19 protein-coding genes are annotated in these 20,327 nt (G+C 26.0%); 2 read left to right on the top strand and 17 right to left on the bottom strand.

The features are described from left to right. Positions 1-7 precede the first annotated feature (7 nt). From NJU99_RS02920 to NJU99_RS02845, 16 genes are all read right to left on the bottom strand, one after another. On the bottom strand, positions 8-268 hold the full coding sequence (locus tag NJU99_RS02920; protein WP_254577243.1) for a hypothetical protein: 261 nt from the start codon (positions 266-268) through the stop codon (positions 8-10). Between the two features lie 5 nt (positions 269-273). Then, positions 274-1,065: a nucleotide-binding protein gene (locus NJU99_RS02915; protein WP_254577242.1), complete on the bottom strand. Its 792-nt coding sequence runs from the start codon at positions 1,063-1,065 to the stop codon at positions 274-276. A gap of 3 nt (positions 1,066-1,068) precedes the next feature. Then, a complete protein-coding gene (locus NJU99_RS02910; RefSeq protein ID WP_346731815.1) occupies positions 1,069-1,710 on the bottom strand; it encodes a 3-methyladenine DNA glycosylase in 642 nt (213 codons plus the stop codon). Continuing rightward, positions 1,703-2,530 carry a TIGR00282 family metallophosphoesterase gene (locus tag NJU99_RS02905; protein ID WP_254577241.1) on the bottom strand — a complete coding sequence of 276 codons (828 nt, stop codon included), beginning with the start codon at positions 2,528-2,530 and terminating at the stop codon, positions 1,703-1,705. Before NJU99_RS02905 ends, NJU99_RS02910 begins: the two co-directional genes overlap by 8 nt. A gap of 48 nt (positions 2,531-2,578) precedes the next feature. Beyond that, entirely contained in the window at positions 2,579-4,018 is a 1,440-nt protein-coding gene (locus NJU99_RS02900) for a YdgA family protein (RefSeq protein WP_254577240.1), read from the bottom strand. Between the two features lie 4 nt (positions 4,019-4,022). Next, a complete protein-coding gene (locus NJU99_RS02895) occupies positions 4,023-6,581 on the bottom strand; it encodes a PAS domain-containing sensor histidine kinase (protein ID WP_254577239.1) in 2,559 nt (852 codons plus the stop codon). A gap of 3 nt (positions 6,582-6,584) precedes the next feature. Then, complete coding sequence (locus NJU99_RS02890) at positions 6,585-8,690, bottom strand: PAS domain S-box protein (protein WP_254577238.1); 2,106 nt, start codon at positions 8,688-8,690, stop codon at positions 6,585-6,587. A 2-nt stretch (positions 8,691-8,692) separates the two neighbouring features. Next, positions 8,693-9,067: a response regulator gene (locus NJU99_RS02885; RefSeq protein ID WP_254577237.1), complete on the bottom strand. Its 375-nt coding sequence runs from the start codon at positions 9,065-9,067 to the stop codon at positions 8,693-8,695. A gap of 12 nt (positions 9,068-9,079) precedes the next feature. Next, entirely contained in the window at positions 9,080-10,477 is a 1,398-nt protein-coding gene (locus NJU99_RS02880) for a methyl-accepting chemotaxis protein (RefSeq protein WP_254577236.1), read from the bottom strand. An 89-nt stretch (positions 10,478-10,566) separates the two neighbouring features. Further along, positions 10,567-11,709 carry an aminoacetone oxidase family FAD-binding enzyme gene (locus tag NJU99_RS02875; protein ID WP_283256444.1) on the bottom strand — a complete coding sequence of 381 codons (1,143 nt, stop codon included), beginning with the start codon at positions 11,707-11,709 and terminating at the stop codon, positions 10,567-10,569. Next, on the bottom strand, positions 11,697-12,950 hold the full coding sequence (locus NJU99_RS02870; protein WP_254577234.1) for an ArsS family sensor histidine kinase: 1,254 nt from the start codon (positions 12,948-12,950) through the stop codon (positions 11,697-11,699). The genes NJU99_RS02875 and NJU99_RS02870 overlap by 13 nt, the downstream gene beginning before the upstream one ends. Further along, positions 12,947-13,624 (bottom strand): response regulator transcription factor, encoded by a 678-nt coding sequence (locus tag NJU99_RS02865; RefSeq protein ID WP_254577233.1) that lies wholly within the window; start codon positions 13,622-13,624, stop codon positions 12,947-12,949. The genes NJU99_RS02870 and NJU99_RS02865 overlap by 4 nt, the downstream gene beginning before the upstream one ends. Continuing rightward, positions 13,596-14,069 carry a Spy/CpxP family protein refolding chaperone gene (locus tag NJU99_RS02860; RefSeq protein WP_254577232.1) on the bottom strand — a complete coding sequence of 158 codons (474 nt, stop codon included), beginning with the start codon at positions 14,067-14,069 and terminating at the stop codon, positions 13,596-13,598. The genes NJU99_RS02865 and NJU99_RS02860 overlap by 29 nt, the downstream gene beginning before the upstream one ends. A gap of 96 nt (positions 14,070-14,165) precedes the next feature. Next, positions 14,166-14,735 carry an SCO family protein gene (locus tag NJU99_RS02855; protein ID WP_254577231.1) on the bottom strand — a complete coding sequence of 190 codons (570 nt, stop codon included), beginning with the start codon at positions 14,733-14,735 and terminating at the stop codon, positions 14,166-14,168. A gap of 3 nt (positions 14,736-14,738) precedes the next feature. Beyond that, entirely contained in the window at positions 14,739-15,206 is a 468-nt protein-coding gene (locus NJU99_RS02850) for a hypothetical protein (RefSeq protein ID WP_254577230.1), read from the bottom strand. Positions 15,207-15,209: 3 nt separating this feature from the next. Then, positions 15,210-15,707 carry a copper chaperone PCu(A)C gene (locus NJU99_RS02845; RefSeq protein WP_254577229.1) on the bottom strand — a complete coding sequence of 166 codons (498 nt, stop codon included), beginning with the start codon at positions 15,705-15,707 and terminating at the stop codon, positions 15,210-15,212. 149 nt (positions 15,708-15,856) lie between these two features. Here NJU99_RS02845 and NJU99_RS02840 point away from each other — a divergent pair, with 149 nt between their 5' ends. Continuing rightward, positions 15,857-17,968, top strand: coding sequence for a cache domain-containing protein (locus NJU99_RS02840; RefSeq protein ID WP_254577228.1), 2,112 nt, complete (start codon positions 15,857-15,859; stop codon positions 17,966-17,968). A gap of 10 nt (positions 17,969-17,978) precedes the next feature. On the opposite strand, the gene NJU99_RS02835 is transcribed toward NJU99_RS02840, so the two are convergent. Beyond that, entirely contained in the window at positions 17,979-19,217 is a 1,239-nt protein-coding gene (locus NJU99_RS02835; RefSeq protein ID WP_254577227.1) for a BaiN/RdsA family NAD(P)/FAD-dependent oxidoreductase, read from the bottom strand. A gap of 48 nt (positions 19,218-19,265) precedes the next feature. Between NJU99_RS02835 and NJU99_RS02830 the strand changes: the two genes are divergently transcribed. After that, positions 19,266-20,273: an endonuclease/exonuclease/phosphatase family protein gene (locus NJU99_RS02830; RefSeq protein ID WP_254577226.1), complete on the top strand. Its 1,008-nt coding sequence runs from the start codon at positions 19,266-19,268 to the stop codon at positions 20,271-20,273. Positions 20,274-20,327 lie beyond the last annotated feature (54 nt).

The following is a 20,327-nucleotide window of genomic DNA, read 5'->3' as shown; positions in this document are numbered from 1 at the left end:
CATATTTTTAAAAAATAAATTTGCCAACTAAAAGACCTAGAATAAATCCAATGTTTATAGCTAAAGCAAGATATAAAAATGATATTTTTTTATCTGCTTTTGGTACCATAGTTAATACATCTTCTTGCTTTTTTAATGTTTCATTAAAATATAAGTTTGATTCTTCAAAAGCCTTAGATGATTTTTCTAAATTCTTAGTTGCCTTCCTTAAAGAAAGTTCTGAAAACTCCATTCGTTCAACAAGCTCTTTTGCTTGTTTAAAACTCATATCACTCATTTCTTAATATCAATCCACTGATCTAAATCACAAAAGATTCTGTTTAATACATTAATTACATAATCTTTAGCTTCTGTTTGAATTCTTCTGAAGAAAAGGTATTTTCTAGCACTTTCAATATCGCCCATCTCTTTTGCTTGTATAGCTTTTGCTCCAAAGTCTGTGTTATTATAAGCCATTTCCCAAACTGTTGAACCTAAGTATCTACTCATAGTAATTACTTTATCATTTTGTACAGGGAAATACTTTGGATCTTTTACAAAATCACAAATAACAGAATTTGAATCTAAATACTTATGACCAAAAAAGTTTATATATTGCTCTTGATAATAATCCTCATCCATTGAAATAGCTCTATTTAAAGCAAAAATCAAGTTTTCTTCAGGATTTTTTTCAATCTTTTTGATTTTTTTCATAGTTGCAATTGCATTTTTCCCATCAAGCTCACCATCACCTAAAGGAATAATCCATTTTACATTTCCAAAAGAACCAACTTTTTTAATCTCATCAAGAACAAGTGTTGAAGTTTTATTTCCACCAACATCTACAATAACCTCATGGTTATCATCCATTAAGATCAACTCATCTAAATCAGTTATTCTATTTGTTCCAAGCATTCTTTTATTTACAATTTCAGTTCTTGTAAAAGACCTACTATCATTGTTTTCATCATCAACTTCAATGTATGTTACTTTTTTCCCATGTTTTTTATATAAATATGGAGCAATAACTTGCATAGCAACTGTAGACTTACCTACACCACCTTTTGTTTGTGGAATTATAATCATCAATTAACCCTTTGGATTGCGTTTCATAAACTCGACAATTTTGCCATGAAACCGTGCATAAAGTTTGTTTAAACTAATCTCATAGCCATAAAGTTTGGCTATTTTATCGTAATTTTCATTAATTCCGTATACTATCCATGTCTGTATATCGCAATATGAGTCAAACTCATATCCAAATCTTTTTAATAATCTATTAGTATATGAATCTATTACCATGTACTCTTGATGACATGAATAACATAAAATCGCATCTGCAGTTTCTTGCCCAATACCTTTTTGAGATAGAAGCCAATCTCTTGTTACATTTTCTTTAAAATTTTCAAAAGAGCTAAACTCTTCTAAAATATTTTTTGCTAGTTTTATAAGTCTTACTGATTTTTGGTTTTTAAAACCACTTGGAGTAATTGCTTCAATAAGTAAAGGTAAATCGGCTTGACTTAAAGCTTCTAAAGACAATAAATCAAGCTTTTTTAAATTTCCTAAGGACTTTTCTACATTTACCCATTTAGTATTTTGAGTAAGTATTGCGCCAATTAATATTTCAAAGTCATTATTATTTGGCCACCAATACTCTAAATGTTCCTCTATTAAATCTTGCTTCTTTAAAAAAAGCAATAAATCATAGGAGTTGTCAATACTAGTCAATCATTGCCTTAGTAATAATATGTTCATTTTGATTACAAAGTTTTTTGATTTTAAAAGCGTCTTTTGCTTTACCCTCTTCAATATCAATAACCATCATTTGTAAAATTGATTTACAATTATTTGGAACTTCAAAATGTCCACCAATTCCAGTACAAGCCTTTTGAATGGGAACATGTGCATCCATACCAATTACATTGTCTCTACATCCAGTAAGTCCAATATCTGTAATATATGCAGTATTTTCCATAATCTGTAAGTCATCAGTTCCAACATGAGTGTGAGTTCCAGCTATTGCACTTACTTGGTTTTTAAACATCATAAGCATAACTCTTTTTTCACTAGTAGCTTCCCCATGAAAATCAATAAAAATATTTTTAATTCCATCTTCATGAAGTTGTACTACTAATTTCTTTGCCCAGTTAAATGGATTCTCAACAGTTGGCATTGCAAACTGTCCCATTAAGTTTACAACAGCTAATTTTTCAGTTTCTTCTTCATCTTTTTTAACTTCAAAAATCCTAAGACCTGAACCTGTAACTCCTTCAGGGTAGTTATCTGGTCTTAAGACAGCTTGTGTTTCAAGTAGAACCATCATATCTTTTTTCTTATCAAAAGTATGGTTTCCACCAGTTATTACATCAATTCCAGATTTAAGTAGCTCGTCACAGTTTTTGATAGTTAAACCAAAACCATGACTTGCATTTTCTGCATTTGCAATTACAAAATCAATATTATACTCTTCTCTTATCTTTGCTAAGTTCTCTTTTATTATCTTTCTTCCAGGTCTACCTACTATATCACCTATAAATGCTAATCTCAAATTTTTCCTTGTAGATTTTAAATTGGCAAATTGTATCAAGTAAAAGTTTTAGTTTAGCTTTTTATCGTTTATTGTAATTACACCCTTATTTATTTTCACATCAAATAAAATATCATTTTCTTGCTCTTTTGCATAAACACTTAAAAGCATTCCAAAAGTAGGATTAACTAGTTTTACAAAGTTTGTAAAATCATCTTTTGGTAAAACTAAAACTATATTTCCATCAACATTTGACAAAAACTCTTTTTTATTTAAAGTTTTAAAAGAAAGAGTGTTTTTATTTAGAAATAAGTCTACATTTAAGTCTATATTTTTAAAGGATACATTTGTCTGTTTTAAATCTTTTACATCAAGGTTTGCTTTTAGTCCTGCTCCATTATTTAAAACCTCATCAATATTTAGTGCTAAATTATCAATTGCAGAAGCTAATTTTAATTTCTTTTCATTTTCACTTAAACTATTATCTAAAGTAATTAATTCTATATTTATATACGCAGTATTTAAAGCTTTTAATTTATCATATAAAATATCATTAAGTTTTACATTAAATAGTATTGATTCAATTGATAAATTATCTTTTCTTGATGAAAATTCAATACTGTTAGTTTTTAAATCTACTTTAGTTTGATATAAACCACTTCTTACTTCACCTTTTGATTTTAATTCAACTCCATTTACACCTAAGTTTATATCATTAACAGAAAATAAAAAATTTTCCAATTTTAAATTTGAGCTATTAATATATTCATTTAGATAAGTAAAGTCATATACTAAAGAGTTTAAATCAAGGATCGATTCTTTATTTGAAGTAAGTGTTTTTATTAAAAATTTGTCAAGATTAATTTTAGCTTTTAATAAATCTTTTTGAGAATAATTATTTATAAAAAAAGATAAGATTTTTAAATCATTATTTGATGTTTGACCTCTACTATTTTTAGAAACTATGTTTTCATCTATATCTTGTAAAGTAAGTTTTTTAAGAGATGCATCATTACTTAATACAAGATCAAAAGCTAAGGCTTTTTTTTCTAAAAAAGATAAAATCTCTTGGTTTTTATCTTTGTTTTCATTTAGCTTTTTCATGATTTTATCTGAGAACTTATAAAGATATATATTTACATTTATGTCGCTATTGTAGTTAATATTTGAGTTATTAATACTTCCTTTAAAAACAATACCTCTTAAAAACTCATCAAATGCTTTACTATCTTTTTTTATTAAAGAATCTATTAATCCTTCATATGTTGGGTACTTCTCAATAAAAGAGGCTTTTAAAAACTTTTTAAACTTAACTTCATCTTTTATTGTTAATTCAAATTCTCTTTGTGTTTTGATATAACCTTTTGAGTTTAAAACTTCAATCTTTACACCCTTTTTTTCTAGTACAATTGTCTGTTTTTGTACTTGCTCATCAATTATACTTTTCACACCAAATGGTGCTAATGCTAATAATATAAATACAACTATCAATAATGCAATTTTTTTCATCTTCTTATCCTATTTCTTTTTCTAATTTTATTTCAAAAACTGCACCATTATTTTTGTTGAATGCTACAATTTCACCTTTTTGTTGTTCAATAATCTTTTTTGCTATATTTAAACCAACACCCATTCCACTATGTTCTTTTGAAGATATAAAAGGTTGGAAGATATTATCAATAATATCTTTGTTAATACCACCTGCATTATCAATAAACCTAACTATAATATGACTTTCATCTTCAAAAAGATTTATTTTTAATAATCTATTCTCATAAGATTCGATTTTTACTAATTCATCTAAAGCATTATTTAAAATAATAATCCAAACTTGCTCTAGCCTTTGCTTCTGAGCAAAGCTTTTGTAAACATATCTATTTTTATCTATTTTATCTAAATTAAATTCTTCTTCGTTTATTAAAATAGGACATACTTGTTTTGATCTATTATATGCCATTGTTAGAGCTGTAATTAAAGTTGAGTAAATATTTACACTCTCTTTTTTTTCATTAGAACTTTGAGATATTTCCCTCATTGATTCAACAATATTAGCAATTCTATTAATACCATCATTAATTTTCACACTATCTTCAAGCATTCTTTCTCTTATCTCACTAGGAGGTAAGTCTTCAATATCATAGCCCATCATTTCAAAATTACCTTTTATGTAAGTTAAAGGTGTGTTTATCTCATGAGTAATACCAGCAGCTAAAGCTCCAATTGAACTTAATTTGGCATTTTTTATTTGTTCTTGCTGATGTATTTTATCTTTTTGTCTACTTTTTTCAACCTCATCTTTAATCTTTTGCTCTAGGTTTTGATTTAATTCTTGAAGTTTTCTTTTATCTTCTAAAGAGTTTAAAACTAAAACAAAATGCTTTCTATCAGATAAAACACTTAATGATATTTCAAGATGAACTTCTTCCCCATTTTTATCTATAAATATTTTTTCTATATTTTTAATAGAGCCTAGATGTAAAGCCTCATCAAATAATTTTTCAAAAAACTCTACTGAGTCTTTTTCTATTAGATCAAAAAAACTCATTGAAAACAGCTCATCAAAATTATATAAAAGTAAATCACTAAAGGGTTTGTTTACCTTTTGAAAACTACCTTCTATATTTATCAAAGCAATTCCACTATTTACATTTTCAAATATTGTATTATATTGATTTACTTGTATATTTAAATCATCATACAATTTCTGTATTGTCTTTTTATTTGTAATATTATTTCTAATTACCGTAAAACCTATAAGTGTATTTTGAATATCATAATTTGGTTCTATAAAAGATTCTGACCAAAAAAAGCTAGCATCTTTTTTCATACACTTTAGCTCAAAGTTGTAAGAGTTTCCTTTTTTTATATACTCCCAAATCTCATCATAAGTCTCATTACTCATATCAGGATGAATAAGTATTTTGTGTGGATGTCCTATTAACTCGCCTTTTGAAAAACCAGACACATCACAAAAGGCAGTACTTACATCTGTAATAGTCCCATTGGTATCAAGTCTTATGGACATAATATGCTTATCTATTGTTTTTAAACTATCATTTAATTCTATATAGCTTTTTTGAACGCTTATATTCAAATCTTTATTTTTTTCAATAACATTTTTATTAAGTTTAAATATTGGCTCTGTTAAAACTAATGTTAAAACTATAGCTAGTAAAAGACCAACTATTACTATTGAGTTAAAATAATCTTCAAAAGCATCTAAACTATTTTCTGTGAAATGTTCATTTGTTTTTACTATTACTATGATGTATTTATCACTTGAGATATATATTCTTTTGGAAATAAATTCATCATAAATAAAATCTTCTTTATTTAGAATATGTTCCCTATGATTAGCATAAATATCTTTTAAATTGTAACTTGGGATAAAATATTTAGACCAATTATATTTGCTATTTTCATGTAGGAAAAAATTTCCTTTTTCATCTAAAACATAGGTATAGAAGATTGAATTTCTTTGTATTTTTTCAAACACTTTTTTGATATCAATATCTAAAATTATAAAAAAGCCTTTCACTTTTACTATATAACTTTGTAAAGATACTAAAGGAAATGCTATTTCATTGTCTTTTTTTAATAAATAAATACTTGATTGATATATCTCATTTTTATTAGAAGATAAGATTTCTTTAAACAATTCACTTCTTTTTATATTATTTAAATTTGTTTTTTCTTTTATATTCTCGTATTTATCAAAATATATTTTCAAATTCTCATTTGCATTAAAATCAACAATTCTAAAGCTATGTAATTCAGGCTTTATAGCTTTTAAATTTAAAACAAGTTCTTTTAAAAACTTATCACTAGCATCTTCTAAGTAAGTTTTTAAAGCACTACTTTTTTTAATATCTATTAATATTCTATTTGTTGTATTTTTATATTCATCAAACATTTCTTGTGTATCTTGTAAACTTGAAAAAATAGTACTTATATTTTTATCTTCAATATCTTTTTTATAAAATTTTTCAAAACTAAATAAAGAAAAAGTAAGTAAAAAAGCTGCAAATAAAATAAAAGTAAAAAACAGTTTTATATAAAAATTTATCTTCATAATTTACCTTATCATCTTTCTTCTATCTTTTGATACAAGTTTTATATATAAAGATAAACCTTCATTATTTTGCTCAAACCAAACTTTTGCCCCTGCTTTTTCAATTAGAAGTTTTGTAATATAAATAAGCATATCTTCTTCTTTGATATTTTGACTATTTTCTTCTTCAAATATGTTTTTTATAGCTCTGTTTTTTTTCTCTAAATTATCACAATATTTAATTAATATTTCATCTTTATCCTTAATAACTGAAATATCAATAGTAGGATTTTTGATTTTTTCACTTGCTATTTCTTTCAAAGAGTTTTTTATTATATTTACAATAATATGTTTAAACTCATTATGAACTCCATAACATAAAATATTTTCTTTAGAGTTTAGAGAAACTGTCGCATTTAAAGTATTTATATCATTTTTTACTGATGAAACTGCTTCTTTTATAACTTCGTTAATATCATATTTATCATTATCACTTGTTTTTATAAAATATGATTTAAACTCATTTAAACTTAAAGATAAAGACTTTAATTCTTGCTCAATATTTTCACTTAAAGTAAAAATCTCATCTTTTTTTATTCTTGAAGCACTTACCTTTGCTTTTAAGCTTGATAAGTTTATTGAAATATTTGAAATTGGTGTTTTCCATTGATGGGCTACTGCATCTAAAACCTTACTCATTAATGCAACTTTTGTACTATCAAGAAGGTTTTTATCTTTCATTTTTATTTCATTTAATCTATTTGATAAATCTTCTTTTAATAAGCTATTTATTTTCTTTAGTTGTTTTGAATCAGTTGTGTTTACTCGAATAGACATATATCCTATTACTTCATTATTGCTATTATATTTTGCAGTAATAGTGCCTTTGACCCAATATGAATTTGCAAACTTATTTAAATTTTTTATTTCACCTTCCCATTTATGATTCTCTTTTAACTGCTTCCATAAAGCTTCAAAAAATTTAGGAGAAACATCAGGGTGCCTTAATACATTTATATTTTTTGAAATAAGCTCTTCTTTTGTATATCCGCATATCTCACAAAACGCTTGTGTTACATTAGTTATAATACCCTTAGTATCAGTTTCTACCATAACTACATATTTATCAATTGCATCTAAGAAGTCTTTGTGTTTTTTTTCTAAACTATTTTTACTTTTATTAGCACTTAAAAACTTATATAAAAAAAGTACAAGTAAGACATATAAGAAAATTACAAATAATAGAAATAAATTATAATTTATTTCTATTTGATTATATAAAGACTCTTTTTTATTTAAGTATGAAAAAAGATAAATATTTCTATTTGATTCTTTAATTATAGGTATGAAAAATACAGGATTTAAAACGCCTTTGTTTTTATATAAAAAACTAAAGGCTCTATTATTTTTCATTTGTATTTTTATATCGTCTGTAGAGTGATTTTTTATATTAAGAAGAATATCTTCTTCAAATCTTTTTTTAGTAAAATTATCGTTTCTAATTACAAAATTTTTGTTTAAAATAAAAGTTTTGTAAATTTTTGAATTTACACTTTTATTTTCTAAAAGAAAAAAACTATTAAACTCTATGTTTTGCATAATATTTTTAATTAGACTATTAAGGGAAAATTCTAATTGAATAGTTCCCATAAACTTTAAATCTTTATCAAAAATTGGTTTAGTAAAACTTAAAACACTATCTTCATCTAATACCTTAATCTTTATATGTTCTTTTTTAACTTCTTCTTTATTTAATAAAAAACTACTACTTAAAAACTTATTCATACTTAATAGTTTTTTATTATCTTTTGTATAAAAACTAAGTTGTTTTAAGCCTTTTGATTTTAAGAAAAAGAAATCATCTTTTAAATATTCATAAAGTTTTTCTTTTTGGGCATTAATAAAAAGTGTATTAATTTGTTTATCATATAAGTTATTATAAAAAATTAAATTTGCTTTTTCGTAAAATATATCTAAGGTATTTTTATAAGAATTTTTGAGTTTTTCTTTTTCTAAAAGAAGAGTGTTGTTTAAACTCTCTTCTTTTTTATTTTCAATTACAATTATAGTAAGTATAGAAATTGCAATAAAACCTATTAATAACCTAAATAATAGGTTTTTATTAATCATATTTATGACTTTAAAACTTCTAAGACTTTTTTCTCTAAAGAACCTAATGAATCAAAAGGTTTCATTACATAATGAGTTGCTCCATGTTTATGAGATTTTAAAACCTTATCTAGTGTTGAGTAAGCAGTCATCATAATAACTTTTTGATTGCTATTTATTTCCATAATTTTTTCTAAAGCATCTAAACCATTCATTTGAGGCATCATAATATCAAGTAAAATAATATCATAAGAGCTGTGACTTAAACTATCTATTGCAAGTACTGGATTAGTTTGAGTTGTTAGATCAAAATTTCCACTTCTATTTAAATATCTACTTAACATAGAAAGAATTTCTCTTTCATCATCTACTACTAAAACTTTATATTTTTCATTCATTATAATTCCTTCTTAATCAAAAAGCTTTTTAGCTGCTTCTTTCATTATTGCTTCACTTTTCTCTTCTAAAATCTTATCTAAATAGATAAATACATTTTCACTCGCATTTTCAACTAATTCAATTTTATCTTCAATTAATTGTTTAGAACAAGACACAGAATGACCTGAACACTCTTTAGCAAGTAAATTAGCTTCATCATGTACAACAGCATGGTATTTTTCTAAATGTCTGTATGATGGAACAAAACTAAACTCTTCCTTACCAAGTCCTGTATCATACCACTTACCAAGTCTACAGTTATGGTGGTCAACTGCTTTAAAGCTATGCTCACCTCCAAAGATTAGTTGGTACAGATTGTTTTTATAGATAACATGGTCTAATTTTGCAAGATTAATGAAGATTTTATTTGAAATACTCTCTACTTCATATACTGATCTATTTGAATTTTTTTGGAATGAAACCATAAGTTCACTTAGTGTATCCACTCTCTCTTTTGTTTCAACTACACCTTTTCCTACAACTTCTGAACTATTTTTGATTTTTGCAGTATCAGCTTGAATTGAATCAACTACATTTTTAATTTGCGTTGCTGCATCAGCACTTCTACTTGCAAGGTTTCTAACCTCTTGCGCAACTACAGCAAAGCCTTTTCCTGCTTCACCAGCAGTTGCAGCTTCTACTGCTGCATTTAATGAAAGAATATTTGTCTGGAAAGCTATTTCTTGAATTAAAGTAATTACCTCTGAGATATCTTTACTTTTAGAAACTAGTGAGTTTACTATATCATTTTCTTTTTGGATTTCTTCTCTTAGATATTGTGTATCTTCTACAATTTTAGTAGTTAAATTTAAACCTTTTGTTGAACCACTTGCTGTATCTCTTGACTCTTTAATCATTCCTTGTAAATCTTCAAGAAGAGACATATAAGTAACCTGTGTTGAAGTTAAAGAGTTAGTCATATTTTTATTATGTCTTTCTAATAATCCACCCTCTTTATTATCATGAATAGAAGTTTTTCTCAATGATGCTATTTTGTACCCATGGAAATCTTTTATAAGAACACTTGCCTCACAATCATCCATGATTAATCTATCACTATTACTTTTTACGGCATTTAAGACAACAGAATAATCACTTATATTTGCTTTTGCTATATTATTTACAAAATAAACTTCATCAGAAGGTGAGAATACTACTAAACCTTCTTCTTGAGAAAGCATTGCTGTTTCTTTAAAAAGCTCTAGTTGTTTTTTACATTTGTTAAGATCTTCTTCATAGGGATTATTATTTAGTTGTAGATTCAACTGCTCAAGGTCTTTATCTTTTTGAGCAAGCTGTGCCTTTAGTTCTTCTATCTCAGTTTTAAGAGATACTACTTCATTTTCTAATTTCTTATTTCCAAAAAACATCAATCAACCTTAGTAAGTACTTATAAGGAATAATAATAGCTGATTTTTAATAAATCATGTATAAAAAATAATAAAAAGAACTAGTTATTTTATATATTCCTAGCACACCTTATGGCTTCACTAAAAGATACTTGAAAATTGAAACCACCTAACTCACCGGTAATATTAAGGCATTCCCCTATAAAATATAGATTTTTCTGTTTTTTACTTTCAAAGTTATTATGTTGGATTTCATCTGTATTTATACCACCTTTTGTTACTTCTGCTTTTGTGTATCCAAAATTACCAGCAGGTGAGAATTCATAATATTTTAAAAGCTCTAACTTCTCTTTCTCTTCTGTACTTAGTTCACTTACAGCTTTGTCTTTTAAATCAATTGAATTTAAAAACTCACTTGTAAATCTTTTAGCAAAAGGAAGAGCTGAAGATATTTTCTTGTTACCTTTTAATAATTTTGACAAGTCAGTTTTAGGAAGAAAATCAATAGCTAATTTTCCTTTTTTCCAATATAATGAACTAGTTAAAATAACAGGCCCCGAACAGCCTTTGTGAGCAAATAAAAATGAACCTTCAAATTTTTTTCCATCAACATAAGTATTTACATAAGTTGAAACACCTGATAAATTTTTAAACCAGAATTGCTCTTTTTGAACAGTAAAACCGACAAGTGCAGGCTCAAGTTTTTCTATTGTATGACCAAATTTTTTAGCTATATCAAAAGCAATAGAAGAAGCCCCTAAACTAGCATATGATAAACCACCACTTGATACTACAACTTTTTTTGCTTCAATTGTTTTATTATTTGTTTTAATCTTAAAAACATCATTTTCATAAGAAATATCTAGAACTTTAGTATTTAAATACTTTTTGATATGTGAAGTTAATTTTGTAAACATATCTATAACATCTTGTGATGATTTACAAAAGTAAGTTCCTTTTACAATCTTAGGATTAAGATTAGGTTTAACACCATTTTTATTCAAAAACTCTAAAGTTTCATTTTTTGAAAAGTCTTTAAGTAAATCTTTTACCAAACTTCTATCTCCTAAATAATTCTTCTCACTTACTAATTCATTTGTGATATTACACTTAGCACCACCAGAAACTTTTATTTTCGCACCAATTTTTGCATTTGATTCAATAATACAAACATTTTTAAATACTCTTTTATTTAAATTTGAAGCAAACATCAAACCGCTTGCTCCTGCACCAATAATTGCTATATCGTAGATACTTCATCCTTTTTACAAATAAATCTATTTGTTTTATTTTCATACTTATACTCTAAAGTATAATGATTTGCTTTTAAAATATTAAAAATTATATAAAGACCTAATCCAAAAGAGTCTTTGTTATTTACTTCTGAGCTAAAAAAGGGTTCAAAGTATTTTTCTAAATCAAATTTTAAAGGCTCGCCTTCATTTTCAAAAATCAAGTTATCATCACTACTTTTTATAACTACTTTTTTATTTGAAGAATATTTCAAAGCATTATCAATTAGATTTTTAACAGCAATAGAGAATAGTTTAAAGTTTACTTCTATTTTCTTATTCTCATATTTTTTAATTACATCATCATCTTCAACCATCAAAATATCTTTTGCATTGTCAACTATATCATCAATAAAATATACTTTTTTCTCTACATTTTTAGTAGAAGAGATCAACTCTTCTATTGATGCAAATTCATTTATTAAAGCTTCAAGTCTATTAAACACTTCTTTTAATTTATCATCATTACTATCATTTCTTTCAATCTCAGTTAGAAATTTTCCTTTTGTAATTGGCGTTTTTAACTCATGCATTATATTTCTAATAAAAACATTTCTTGATTCTTTCACATCATTTAGCTTCTTAGCTGCATTTTTGAATTCAACTGCTAAAAGTGAAACTTCATCTTTCCCATCAAGATTACAACACTCAAAATCAAAGTTTTCATCCCCTAAGGTTTTAACTTTATCTTTTAGAATTTTTAAAGGCATTAATTTTCTGAGAGTTATTAAATACATCAAAATAATAGTTATAATAACTATAGCAAATACTAAGATTATGTAAATATTTGAGCTATGAGAGCTTAAGGTATTATCTTTTACAAGAATAGTCTCGCCTCTTTTTTTCATATAAATATAATTAAAATCATTTAGTTTTAAAACTCTAAAGATTGTATCTCTTTTGGGTGATTCTCTTTGAATTAAAACCTTTGTTTTTGGATTGTATGTAATAGCATTTATTTTGCCTTTATTTGTAAAAAGTTCGTAGTTATACTCTTTCAAACCTACAGCAAATTTCATATCTAAACCACCTTTATGGTGCTTTGTCATTACTTTTTTTACTATTGGAATATACCTATCCATTAACTCTTTTTCTTGTGTTTTATAATTATGTGTCATTAATAAAAAGAAACTTACAATTACTAAAATAATTGAAATAATAAAACTAACTGTTATTGTAAAAAATATTGATGATCTATTCATTGTGTAAATTTATACCCCATTCCTCTTATTGTTTGAAGATACTTAGGTTCTTTTGGATTATCTTCAATCTTTTGTCTAATTCTGTTAATTATCACAGCCAATGATCCTGAACTTTCATAATCTTGATTTAATAAATCTGAATTTTCAAATATCTCTTCCCTTGAAATTACAAAATTTTCTCTTTTAATCATAAGAGATAAAACTTCATATTCTGCTGCTGTAAGTTTAACATAATTTTCATTTTTACTTATTTGTTTTTTTTCTTCATCTAATACAAACTTTTTTACAATTTTTGATTCATTCTCTTTTGTGTGATTAAATCTTCTTAAAATAGTTTTTATTCGAACTTCAAGTTCTCGAGGGTCATAAGGTTTTGGTAAGTAGTCATCTGCACCAAGTTGTAAGGCAGTTACTTTATCAGTAATATCACTTCTAGCACTTGAGATTATGATAGGAATATCAAAGTTTTTTACAATCTCTTTGCATACATCTAAACCATCCATTCCAGGTAGTGTTAAATCTAAAATAACTAAATCGAATTTATTTAACTTCAAAGATGAAAGAGCCATAAATGGCTCTTCATAATTTGTAACTTCTATATTAAATTTTTTTAAGTATTGAGTTAAAACATCTGCAAGTTCTAAATCATCCTCTACCATTGCAATTTTTATCAAAATTCATACCTTTTTGCTGTCTCTTTTCATTTTTTAAATCAAGTAACATTTTAAATTGCTCTTTTTGTTTTTCATCTAATAAAGCATATATTTTTTCTATTTTAAGAGCTTTTGATTTTATCATATTCTCTCTTTTTTCACTCATAATTTTGATATATTTTTCTTTATCAAATGAAGTTTTTGAAAAAGCCTCGCTAAGTGGTGTAGTTTTCTTAGACTCCATCATAATTTTTTTTACTTCTTGCTTTTGAGTATCTGTTAAATTTAGTTTTTTTAGTGTTGAAAAAATTGAGTTATGGGCTTTTTTATGCCCCATATGTTTTTTCATCATTTTATGACTTTTATTCATATTACACTCACCTTTATTTCCACAAGATGCGAAAGCTGATGTTGCTAATGTTGTACTTAAAACTAGTGCTGTTAAGATTTTTGTTCTTTTTGTCATTTTATATCCTTTTATTTTTTATAATAGAATTATGACATTAGGTTTTAAATGGTACTTGAATAGTAGTTTAATGTAAGTTTAACAAACAAAGAAGAATTAAAGTATAGACTTTAAAACTTCTTTTAATTGTTCAGGGTTTGAAAAGTGATCAACTTTTTTTATAAAATTACCATCTTTGTCAAAAAAATAAATATATGAAGTATGAGCAACCGAATAGCCCATAGATGAGTTTTCTAACTCTACTTTTTTATAATAAGTCCCATATCTTTTTACAATATCATCAATATTTTCTTTATTTGAAGTAGCACCTTTAAATGTTGGGTGAAAATACTTTGCATATGAGGCTAAATCTTCAAGTTTATCTCTGTCTGGGTCAACTGAGATAAAAAGACCTTCAAAGTTTTTTTCAACTTTATCTTTATCAAAGCTATTTAAAGCGTGAGCAAGTGAACTTAAAGATGTTGGACAAACATCAGGACAAAATGTATATCCAAAATAAATAGCTAAAGCTTTACTCTTATAACTATCTAAACTTATTTTTCCATCTTTTGACTCAACTTCAAATGAGTATTTACTTTTTTCTTTGGCTTCATTTACATATGGTTCAATTAAAACAATAATACCCACTGCAATAATAGCTGAGATTAAATATGATAACTTTTTCATTTCTTACCTTGTTGTTTGAAACTGGAATCTAGCACCAGTTCTTTCATTCATTTTTTCTAAACTTATATCTGCATTCCATTGCATATTTCCTACAGGACAAGTGGGAAGAGTACCTTCTGCTTCATAAACTCCATTTCCTAGATTTTGAAATTTTAGATCGAAATATCCCATAAACATATTTGTTGCATAAATATTTAAAGAGATATTTTCTAAATCTTCTTCACTACTGATCAGTTTAAATTTCAAGTTTTTCATTAGAGGAATATCTTTTGGAAAAACCTCTAAAGTAAACTCTTTTCCATCATTTAAAACTACTTTACAAGCACTTTTGTGTAAATCACAGTTAGTGTCTTGAACTGTATATTTTACCTCTCCTTGAAAGTATTTATAAACTTTATTAAAATCAATAAGAAAATATGCTGCTACAATCGAAATAATTACAGCAATTTGAATAAATAGAGTTTTATTCATTGTTTATTGACCACATTTTCCTGAACCACAAGACATTTTTTGTTTATTATGCATACCATGATTTTTCATCATCATTCCAGCCATTACTTTTTTAACAGGAGCAAAAACTTTTATATTTTGTCCATTTGAGAAGCTTAAGTCTACTTCTACTTGCATTTCTTCTTTTAAAGGCTTTGTTTTTAAATCAATTAACATAACATGAAAACCACCTGGCTTTAAAACAGTTGTTGAATTTGCTTTTATATCAATTTTTGGCACTTGATACATTTTCATAACACCATCTTTCATATCGTGAGTATGTAACTCTACAATATTTGAGGCACTTGATGTTGCACTAACAAGTGAAATAGTTTCATTTGATGTATTTGTGATTTCCATAAAAGCCGCACTATTTGGAAGACTTGGAGGAGTTGCTCTTACGTAAGCATTTTTTACACTTAAAGAAGAAGCAAAAAGTGTACTAGCACTTAAAAACAGTAAAGATAAAAGTTTCATTTTCATTTGATGTGTCCTTTTTTTATGAAAATATAACATAGATGTGTTAATTTAATATTAATTACAAGTTTATTGCTTATATTTTGTATGTAAAAGAAATGTATATTAATAGTTTTTATACTATACTAAACATAAAATAATTATTTGGAAAGTTTATGCAATTATCGAATATAACATCAAGAACAAACTTTACAATTGCTTTTATATCAATATTTTTTACTTTTATAATATCTTTATATTTTCAGTTTGAAAACTTTAAAGAAGAAAGTAACCTTATACAAAAAGATTATATTAATATCAAAAAAAGAGAAGTTAAAACAGAAGTTAACAAGGTTTATAATCAAATTGAACAAAAAGAAAAAGAAATAAATAATCACATAAAAGAATTATTAGAAAAAAGAGTTCACTTAGCTCATACAATAGCAACTTCAATATATAATGATAATGTCAATATAAAAACAGACAAAGAAATAAAATACTTAATAGTAACTGCTTTAAAAAACATCTCTTTTTCAAGTAAGAGAGCATATTTTTTCATAAATCGAAATGACGGCAAAGCCATACTTTTTAATACAAAATCAAAATTAAATGAAAATACTAATATCTGGAATTTAAAAGATAAAGCTGGAAAACTATTTATTCAAGAGCAATCAAATATTGCTTTAAAAAAAGATGAGGGGTTTTTAAAAACTCATTTTGTAAAACCTGACTTAAAAGATGGTGTACAATATCCTAAATTAACATATGTAAAAATGTTTAAGCCTTTTAATTGGCATATAGGAACTGGTGAGTATATCGATGATATGACAAAAGAGATACAAGAAACTATTTTAAAAGATATTGCAAGTATTAGATATGGACTACATGGTTATATCTTTGTAAATAGAGTCGATAGAAAAGCTTTAGTATTCAATGGGGAAAAACTTAAAAAACCAAAAGAGTACAAAAATATAGATCTTTTTAATTTACAAATGGAAAAAATCAGAAATGGTGGAGATTTTTTTACTTACAACTTTAAAAAATTAAATACAAGCGAAGAGTTTGAAAAAATCTCATATGTAAAAAGCTATGATAAATGGGGATGGATTATAGGAAGTGGTTTATATACTGATGAAGTTAAAAAGCATATTGAAATTAGAAAAAAAGAACTACAAAATAATATAACAAATCAGTCTATTAGTTTAGTTTTAGTTTTTATGTTTTTGTCTTTATTGGTATATTTAATTTCAAAACAAATGTCTTTAAAACTTGAAAATAATATAAGTAACCTTGTAAACTCTTTCAGAAAAGCTTCAAGAAAAAATCAAAAAATAAATACTGAGCTTTTAACTTATGATGAGTTTGAGGATTTGGCAAATAGTTTAAATAAAACCTTAAAATCTAGAAATAAAGCTATTATTAAACAGCAAGATTATTTAGAAATCATTAATACTCATGTTATAACATCTTCCACAGATATTGAAGGAGATATTACAAATGTAAGTGATGCATTTTGTGAAATTTCAGGATATACAAGGGAAGAACTTATAGGAAAATCTCATAATATTGTAAGACATCCTAGTGTCTCAAAAGAGTTCTATGAAAATATGTGGAAAGATTTAAAAGCAGGAGAGATTTGGAGAGGAGAGATTTTAAATCTTCGAAAAAATGGCGAAGAATATTGGGTTGATACAATAATACAAGCTATTTATAAAAAAGATAAAATCGAGGGTTATACAGCAATTAGGCATGATATAACCGATAAGAAAAAAGTAGAATATTTGTCAATAACTGATGAATTAACTAAACTTAAAAATAGAAGATTTTTTAATAAGATTATAGAAAAAGAGTTTTTAAGAGCAAAAAGAAATAATTCTTTAATTAATTTTATGATGATAGATATTGATTACTTTAAAAAGTATAATGACAGGTATGGACACCAATCAGGAGATGAAGCCTTAAAAGAAGTTGCAAATGCCTTAAAAAATGCAACTAAAAGAGCCGGTGATTATACTTTTAGATTAGGTGGTGAAGAGTTTGGAGTTTTATTCATAAGTAAAACTAGTAAGCAGGCTAAAGAGTTTTCAAAAAATATTCTAAAGATTATAGAAGACTTAAAAATCAAACATGAAGATAGCCAAACAAGTAAATATATAACTGTATCAATTGGGCTAGTTTCAAAACAATCTAATAAACTAAAAGACGAAAATGAACTTTATAAGTTAGCAGATGAATCTTTATATGAAGCAAAAGAAAAAGGAAGAAATCAAGTAGTAGTAAAAGAGTAAACTCTTATTACTACTTATTTAAATGACCAGCTAAATAACCACTTGAAAAAGACCATTGAAGATTATATCCACCACATGGTCCATCTAAATCCATGACTTCACCACAAAAATACAAACCTTCAACTATTTTACTTTGCATTGTATTTGGGTCTATTTCTTTTAAACTCACTCCACCTCTTGTAATCATAGCTTTTTTAAACCCGACTGAGTCTGTAACAGTAAAAGGTGTATTTGCTACTATTTTTACTAAATCATTTCTTATCTGACCATCTTGGTCTTTGAACTTTTTATCAAGATTTGCTTTTACTTGTAAACATAACTCTTTTGATACAGAAACAGGCAAAAGAGTACTTAAAAGCTCAACTACATTTACATCAGGCTTTAAAGTACCTTGTTTTTTTAAGTGTTGAAAAATCTCGTCTTCACTTTTACCTTTTACCATATTTATTAAAAGTGGAACTTCATCATACTTTTCAAGTAAAGGAGTAATTTCCCTTGAAAAATCTAAAATAACTGGACCTCTTAAGCCTTTTGAAGTAAAGATTAAATCCCCTACAGCTTTTAGTTTTTTAGCTTTTTTTAAATCAATTCTTACAATTGCTTTTGCAATAGTATCAGCTGTACAATTTGCGACCCAAGTCTCTTTTACATAAACAGGAAGCATAGCAGGATAAAGGTCTGTTACTTTATGCCCTAACTCTTTTGCAAACTCATAACCATCACCATTTGCTCCAAGCATAGGAAAGCCAAGCCCTCCTGTTGCTATTATTATATGTGGTGCTTCAAAGTTTCCTTTTTGTGTTTGAACTCCTGTGATTTTTTCATTATCACATAAAAGTCTATCTACTTTACAATCACATAATATATCTATTTCAAGTCTTTCTAACTCTTTTTGAAGAGCACTTATAATTGTAGAAGAGTTATGAGTAACAGGGAATATTCTAAATCCATCTTTTGTATCTGTTTGAACTCCTATACTTGAAAAAAATTCTCTTAAATCATTTTTATCAAGCATATTAATAGCTTTCATCATAAACTTACCGTTTCTTCCAAAAGAGTTCATAAAGTCATCTTTACTTAAAGTATTAGTAAGATTACACTTTCCACCACCAGTTGCTTTTAGTTTTGCTCCAAGAGAGCTTAATTTTTCTAAAAGTAAAACATCAAATCCTAATTTTTTTGCAGTTATTGCTGCAATCATTCCAGCTCCGCCAGAACCAACTACTATTACATCATATTGTTTTTTCATGGCCTAATCATAACCAAAGATTGTTGAAAAGTTTGATATACTTATTTTATGAAAATTAGAGTCGGAACATTTAACCTATTTCAGTTTGTAGAACCACCTTACAGCTGGTATGAAAAAAAAGATAAATTTACACAAGAACAATGGATAGAAAAAAAAACTTGGATAAAAGAACAAATCACTTCAATGAACTGTGATGTGATTGGCTTTCAAGAAGTATTTTCTCAAGAAGCGCTAAAAGACTTATGTCAAGAGTTAGGATTTGAATACTTTGTAACTGTAGACACACCAAAAGTTCATGAAAAAAATGACTTAATATATATAAGTACAACAGTTGCCCTCGCCTCAAAATATCCTATATCAAATATTAAAAATGTAAAAACACATATGCCAAGTGTCAAGAAACATTATTTAAAGGGAAAATTTAAATTTGCTAGAACTCCAATTAAAGCTGATATAACTTTAGAAAATCAAGAAACTATTACAATATATGTTTGTCATCTAAAATCAAATAGAGAAAATGAATTTGAGTATATTTTTAAAGAAGAGCATAGCTTAGAGCAAAAAAATGAACAAGTTCAAAAAGCATTAAAAGAAAACTTTAGTAAATCTCTAAAACAAAGACTCTGTGAAGCTTCATCACTATTTTTTGATATGAAAAAACTAAAAGAAAAACCATATATTCTATTATGTGACTTAAATGATAGATTACATTCTATTACTATTGATGCCCTATCAAATAATAAATATCATGATGAAAATAGAAAAGAGACTTTTATTTTAAAAGATGCTTATTATGAACATGAAAGAAAAATCTATAATCCTCATCCAGAACAAAAAGAGATAAAAAGAGAAGCTACAAGCTACTATATAGGAAAGGGAAATGTATTAGATTTTATTTTTATAAGTAATACTTTTAGTAAAAAAAATAAAGATTCTATTGCAAATGTAGAAAATTATGAGATATTTAATAAACATATAGAAGAAAATCATGATGGATCTATTCTTAAAAGTGACCATGCACAAGTAGTTTGTCAATTAAATTTTAAAAAAAATTGACATTCATGTAAAAAATACACTTTTTATACATGAATTCTTATTATAATACCTATA

This window comes from Arcobacter roscoffensis, assembly GCF_024267655.1.
In the GTDB taxonomy this organism is placed as follows: domain Bacteria; phylum Campylobacterota; class Campylobacteria; order Campylobacterales; family Arcobacteraceae; genus Arcobacter_B; species Arcobacter_B roscoffensis.
Note: the sequence above shows the minus strand (reverse complement) of the source record. Positions and strands in the feature narration are given on the sequence as shown.

Excerpts from the sequence above, each read along its gene's own strand:
- NJU99_RS02920 (WP_254577243.1), bottom strand. The coding sequence starts at position 268 with ATGAGTTTTAAACAAGCAAAAGAGCTTGTTGAACGAATGGAGTTTTCA.
- NJU99_RS02915 (WP_254577242.1), bottom strand. The coding sequence starts at position 1,065 with ATGATTATAATTCCACAAACAAAAGGTGGTGTAGGTAAGTCTACAGTT.
- NJU99_RS02900 (WP_254577240.1), bottom strand. The coding sequence starts at position 4,018 with ATGAAAAAAATTGCATTATTGATAGTTGTATTTATATTATTAGCATTA.
- NJU99_RS02895 (WP_254577239.1), bottom strand. The coding sequence starts at position 6,581 with ATGAAGATAAATTTTTATATAAAACTGTTTTTTACTTTTATTTTATTT.
- NJU99_RS02890 (WP_254577238.1), bottom strand. The coding sequence starts at position 8,690 with ATGATTAATAAAAACCTATTATTTAGGTTATTAATAGGTTTTATTGCA.
- NJU99_RS02885 (WP_254577237.1), bottom strand. The coding sequence starts at position 9,067 with ATGAATGAAAAATATAAAGTTTTAGTAGTAGATGATGAAAGAGAAATT.
- NJU99_RS02880 (WP_254577236.1), bottom strand. The coding sequence starts at position 10,477 with ATGTTTTTTGGAAATAAGAAATTAGAAAATGAAGTAGTATCTCTTAAA.
- NJU99_RS02870 (WP_254577234.1), bottom strand. The coding sequence starts at position 12,950 with ATGAATAGATCATCAATATTTTTTACAATAACAGTTAGTTTTATTATT.
- NJU99_RS02860 (WP_254577232.1), bottom strand. The coding sequence starts at position 14,069 with ATGACAAAAAGAACAAAAATCTTAACAGCACTAGTTTTAAGTACAACA.
- NJU99_RS02855 (WP_254577231.1), bottom strand. The coding sequence starts at position 14,735 with ATGAAAAAGTTATCATATTTAATCTCAGCTATTATTGCAGTGGGTATT.
- NJU99_RS02850 (WP_254577230.1), bottom strand. The coding sequence starts at position 15,206 with ATGAATAAAACTCTATTTATTCAAATTGCTGTAATTATTTCGATTGTA.
- NJU99_RS02845 (WP_254577229.1), bottom strand. The coding sequence starts at position 15,707 with ATGAAAATGAAACTTTTATCTTTACTGTTTTTAAGTGCTAGTACACTT.
- NJU99_RS02840 (WP_254577228.1), top strand. The coding sequence starts at position 15,857 with ATGCAATTATCGAATATAACATCAAGAACAAACTTTACAATTGCTTTT.
- NJU99_RS02835 (WP_254577227.1), bottom strand. The coding sequence starts at position 19,217 with ATGAAAAAACAATATGATGTAATAGTAGTTGGTTCTGGCGGAGCTGGA.
- NJU99_RS02830 (WP_254577226.1), top strand. The coding sequence starts at position 19,266 with ATGAAAATTAGAGTCGGAACATTTAACCTATTTCAGTTTGTAGAACCA.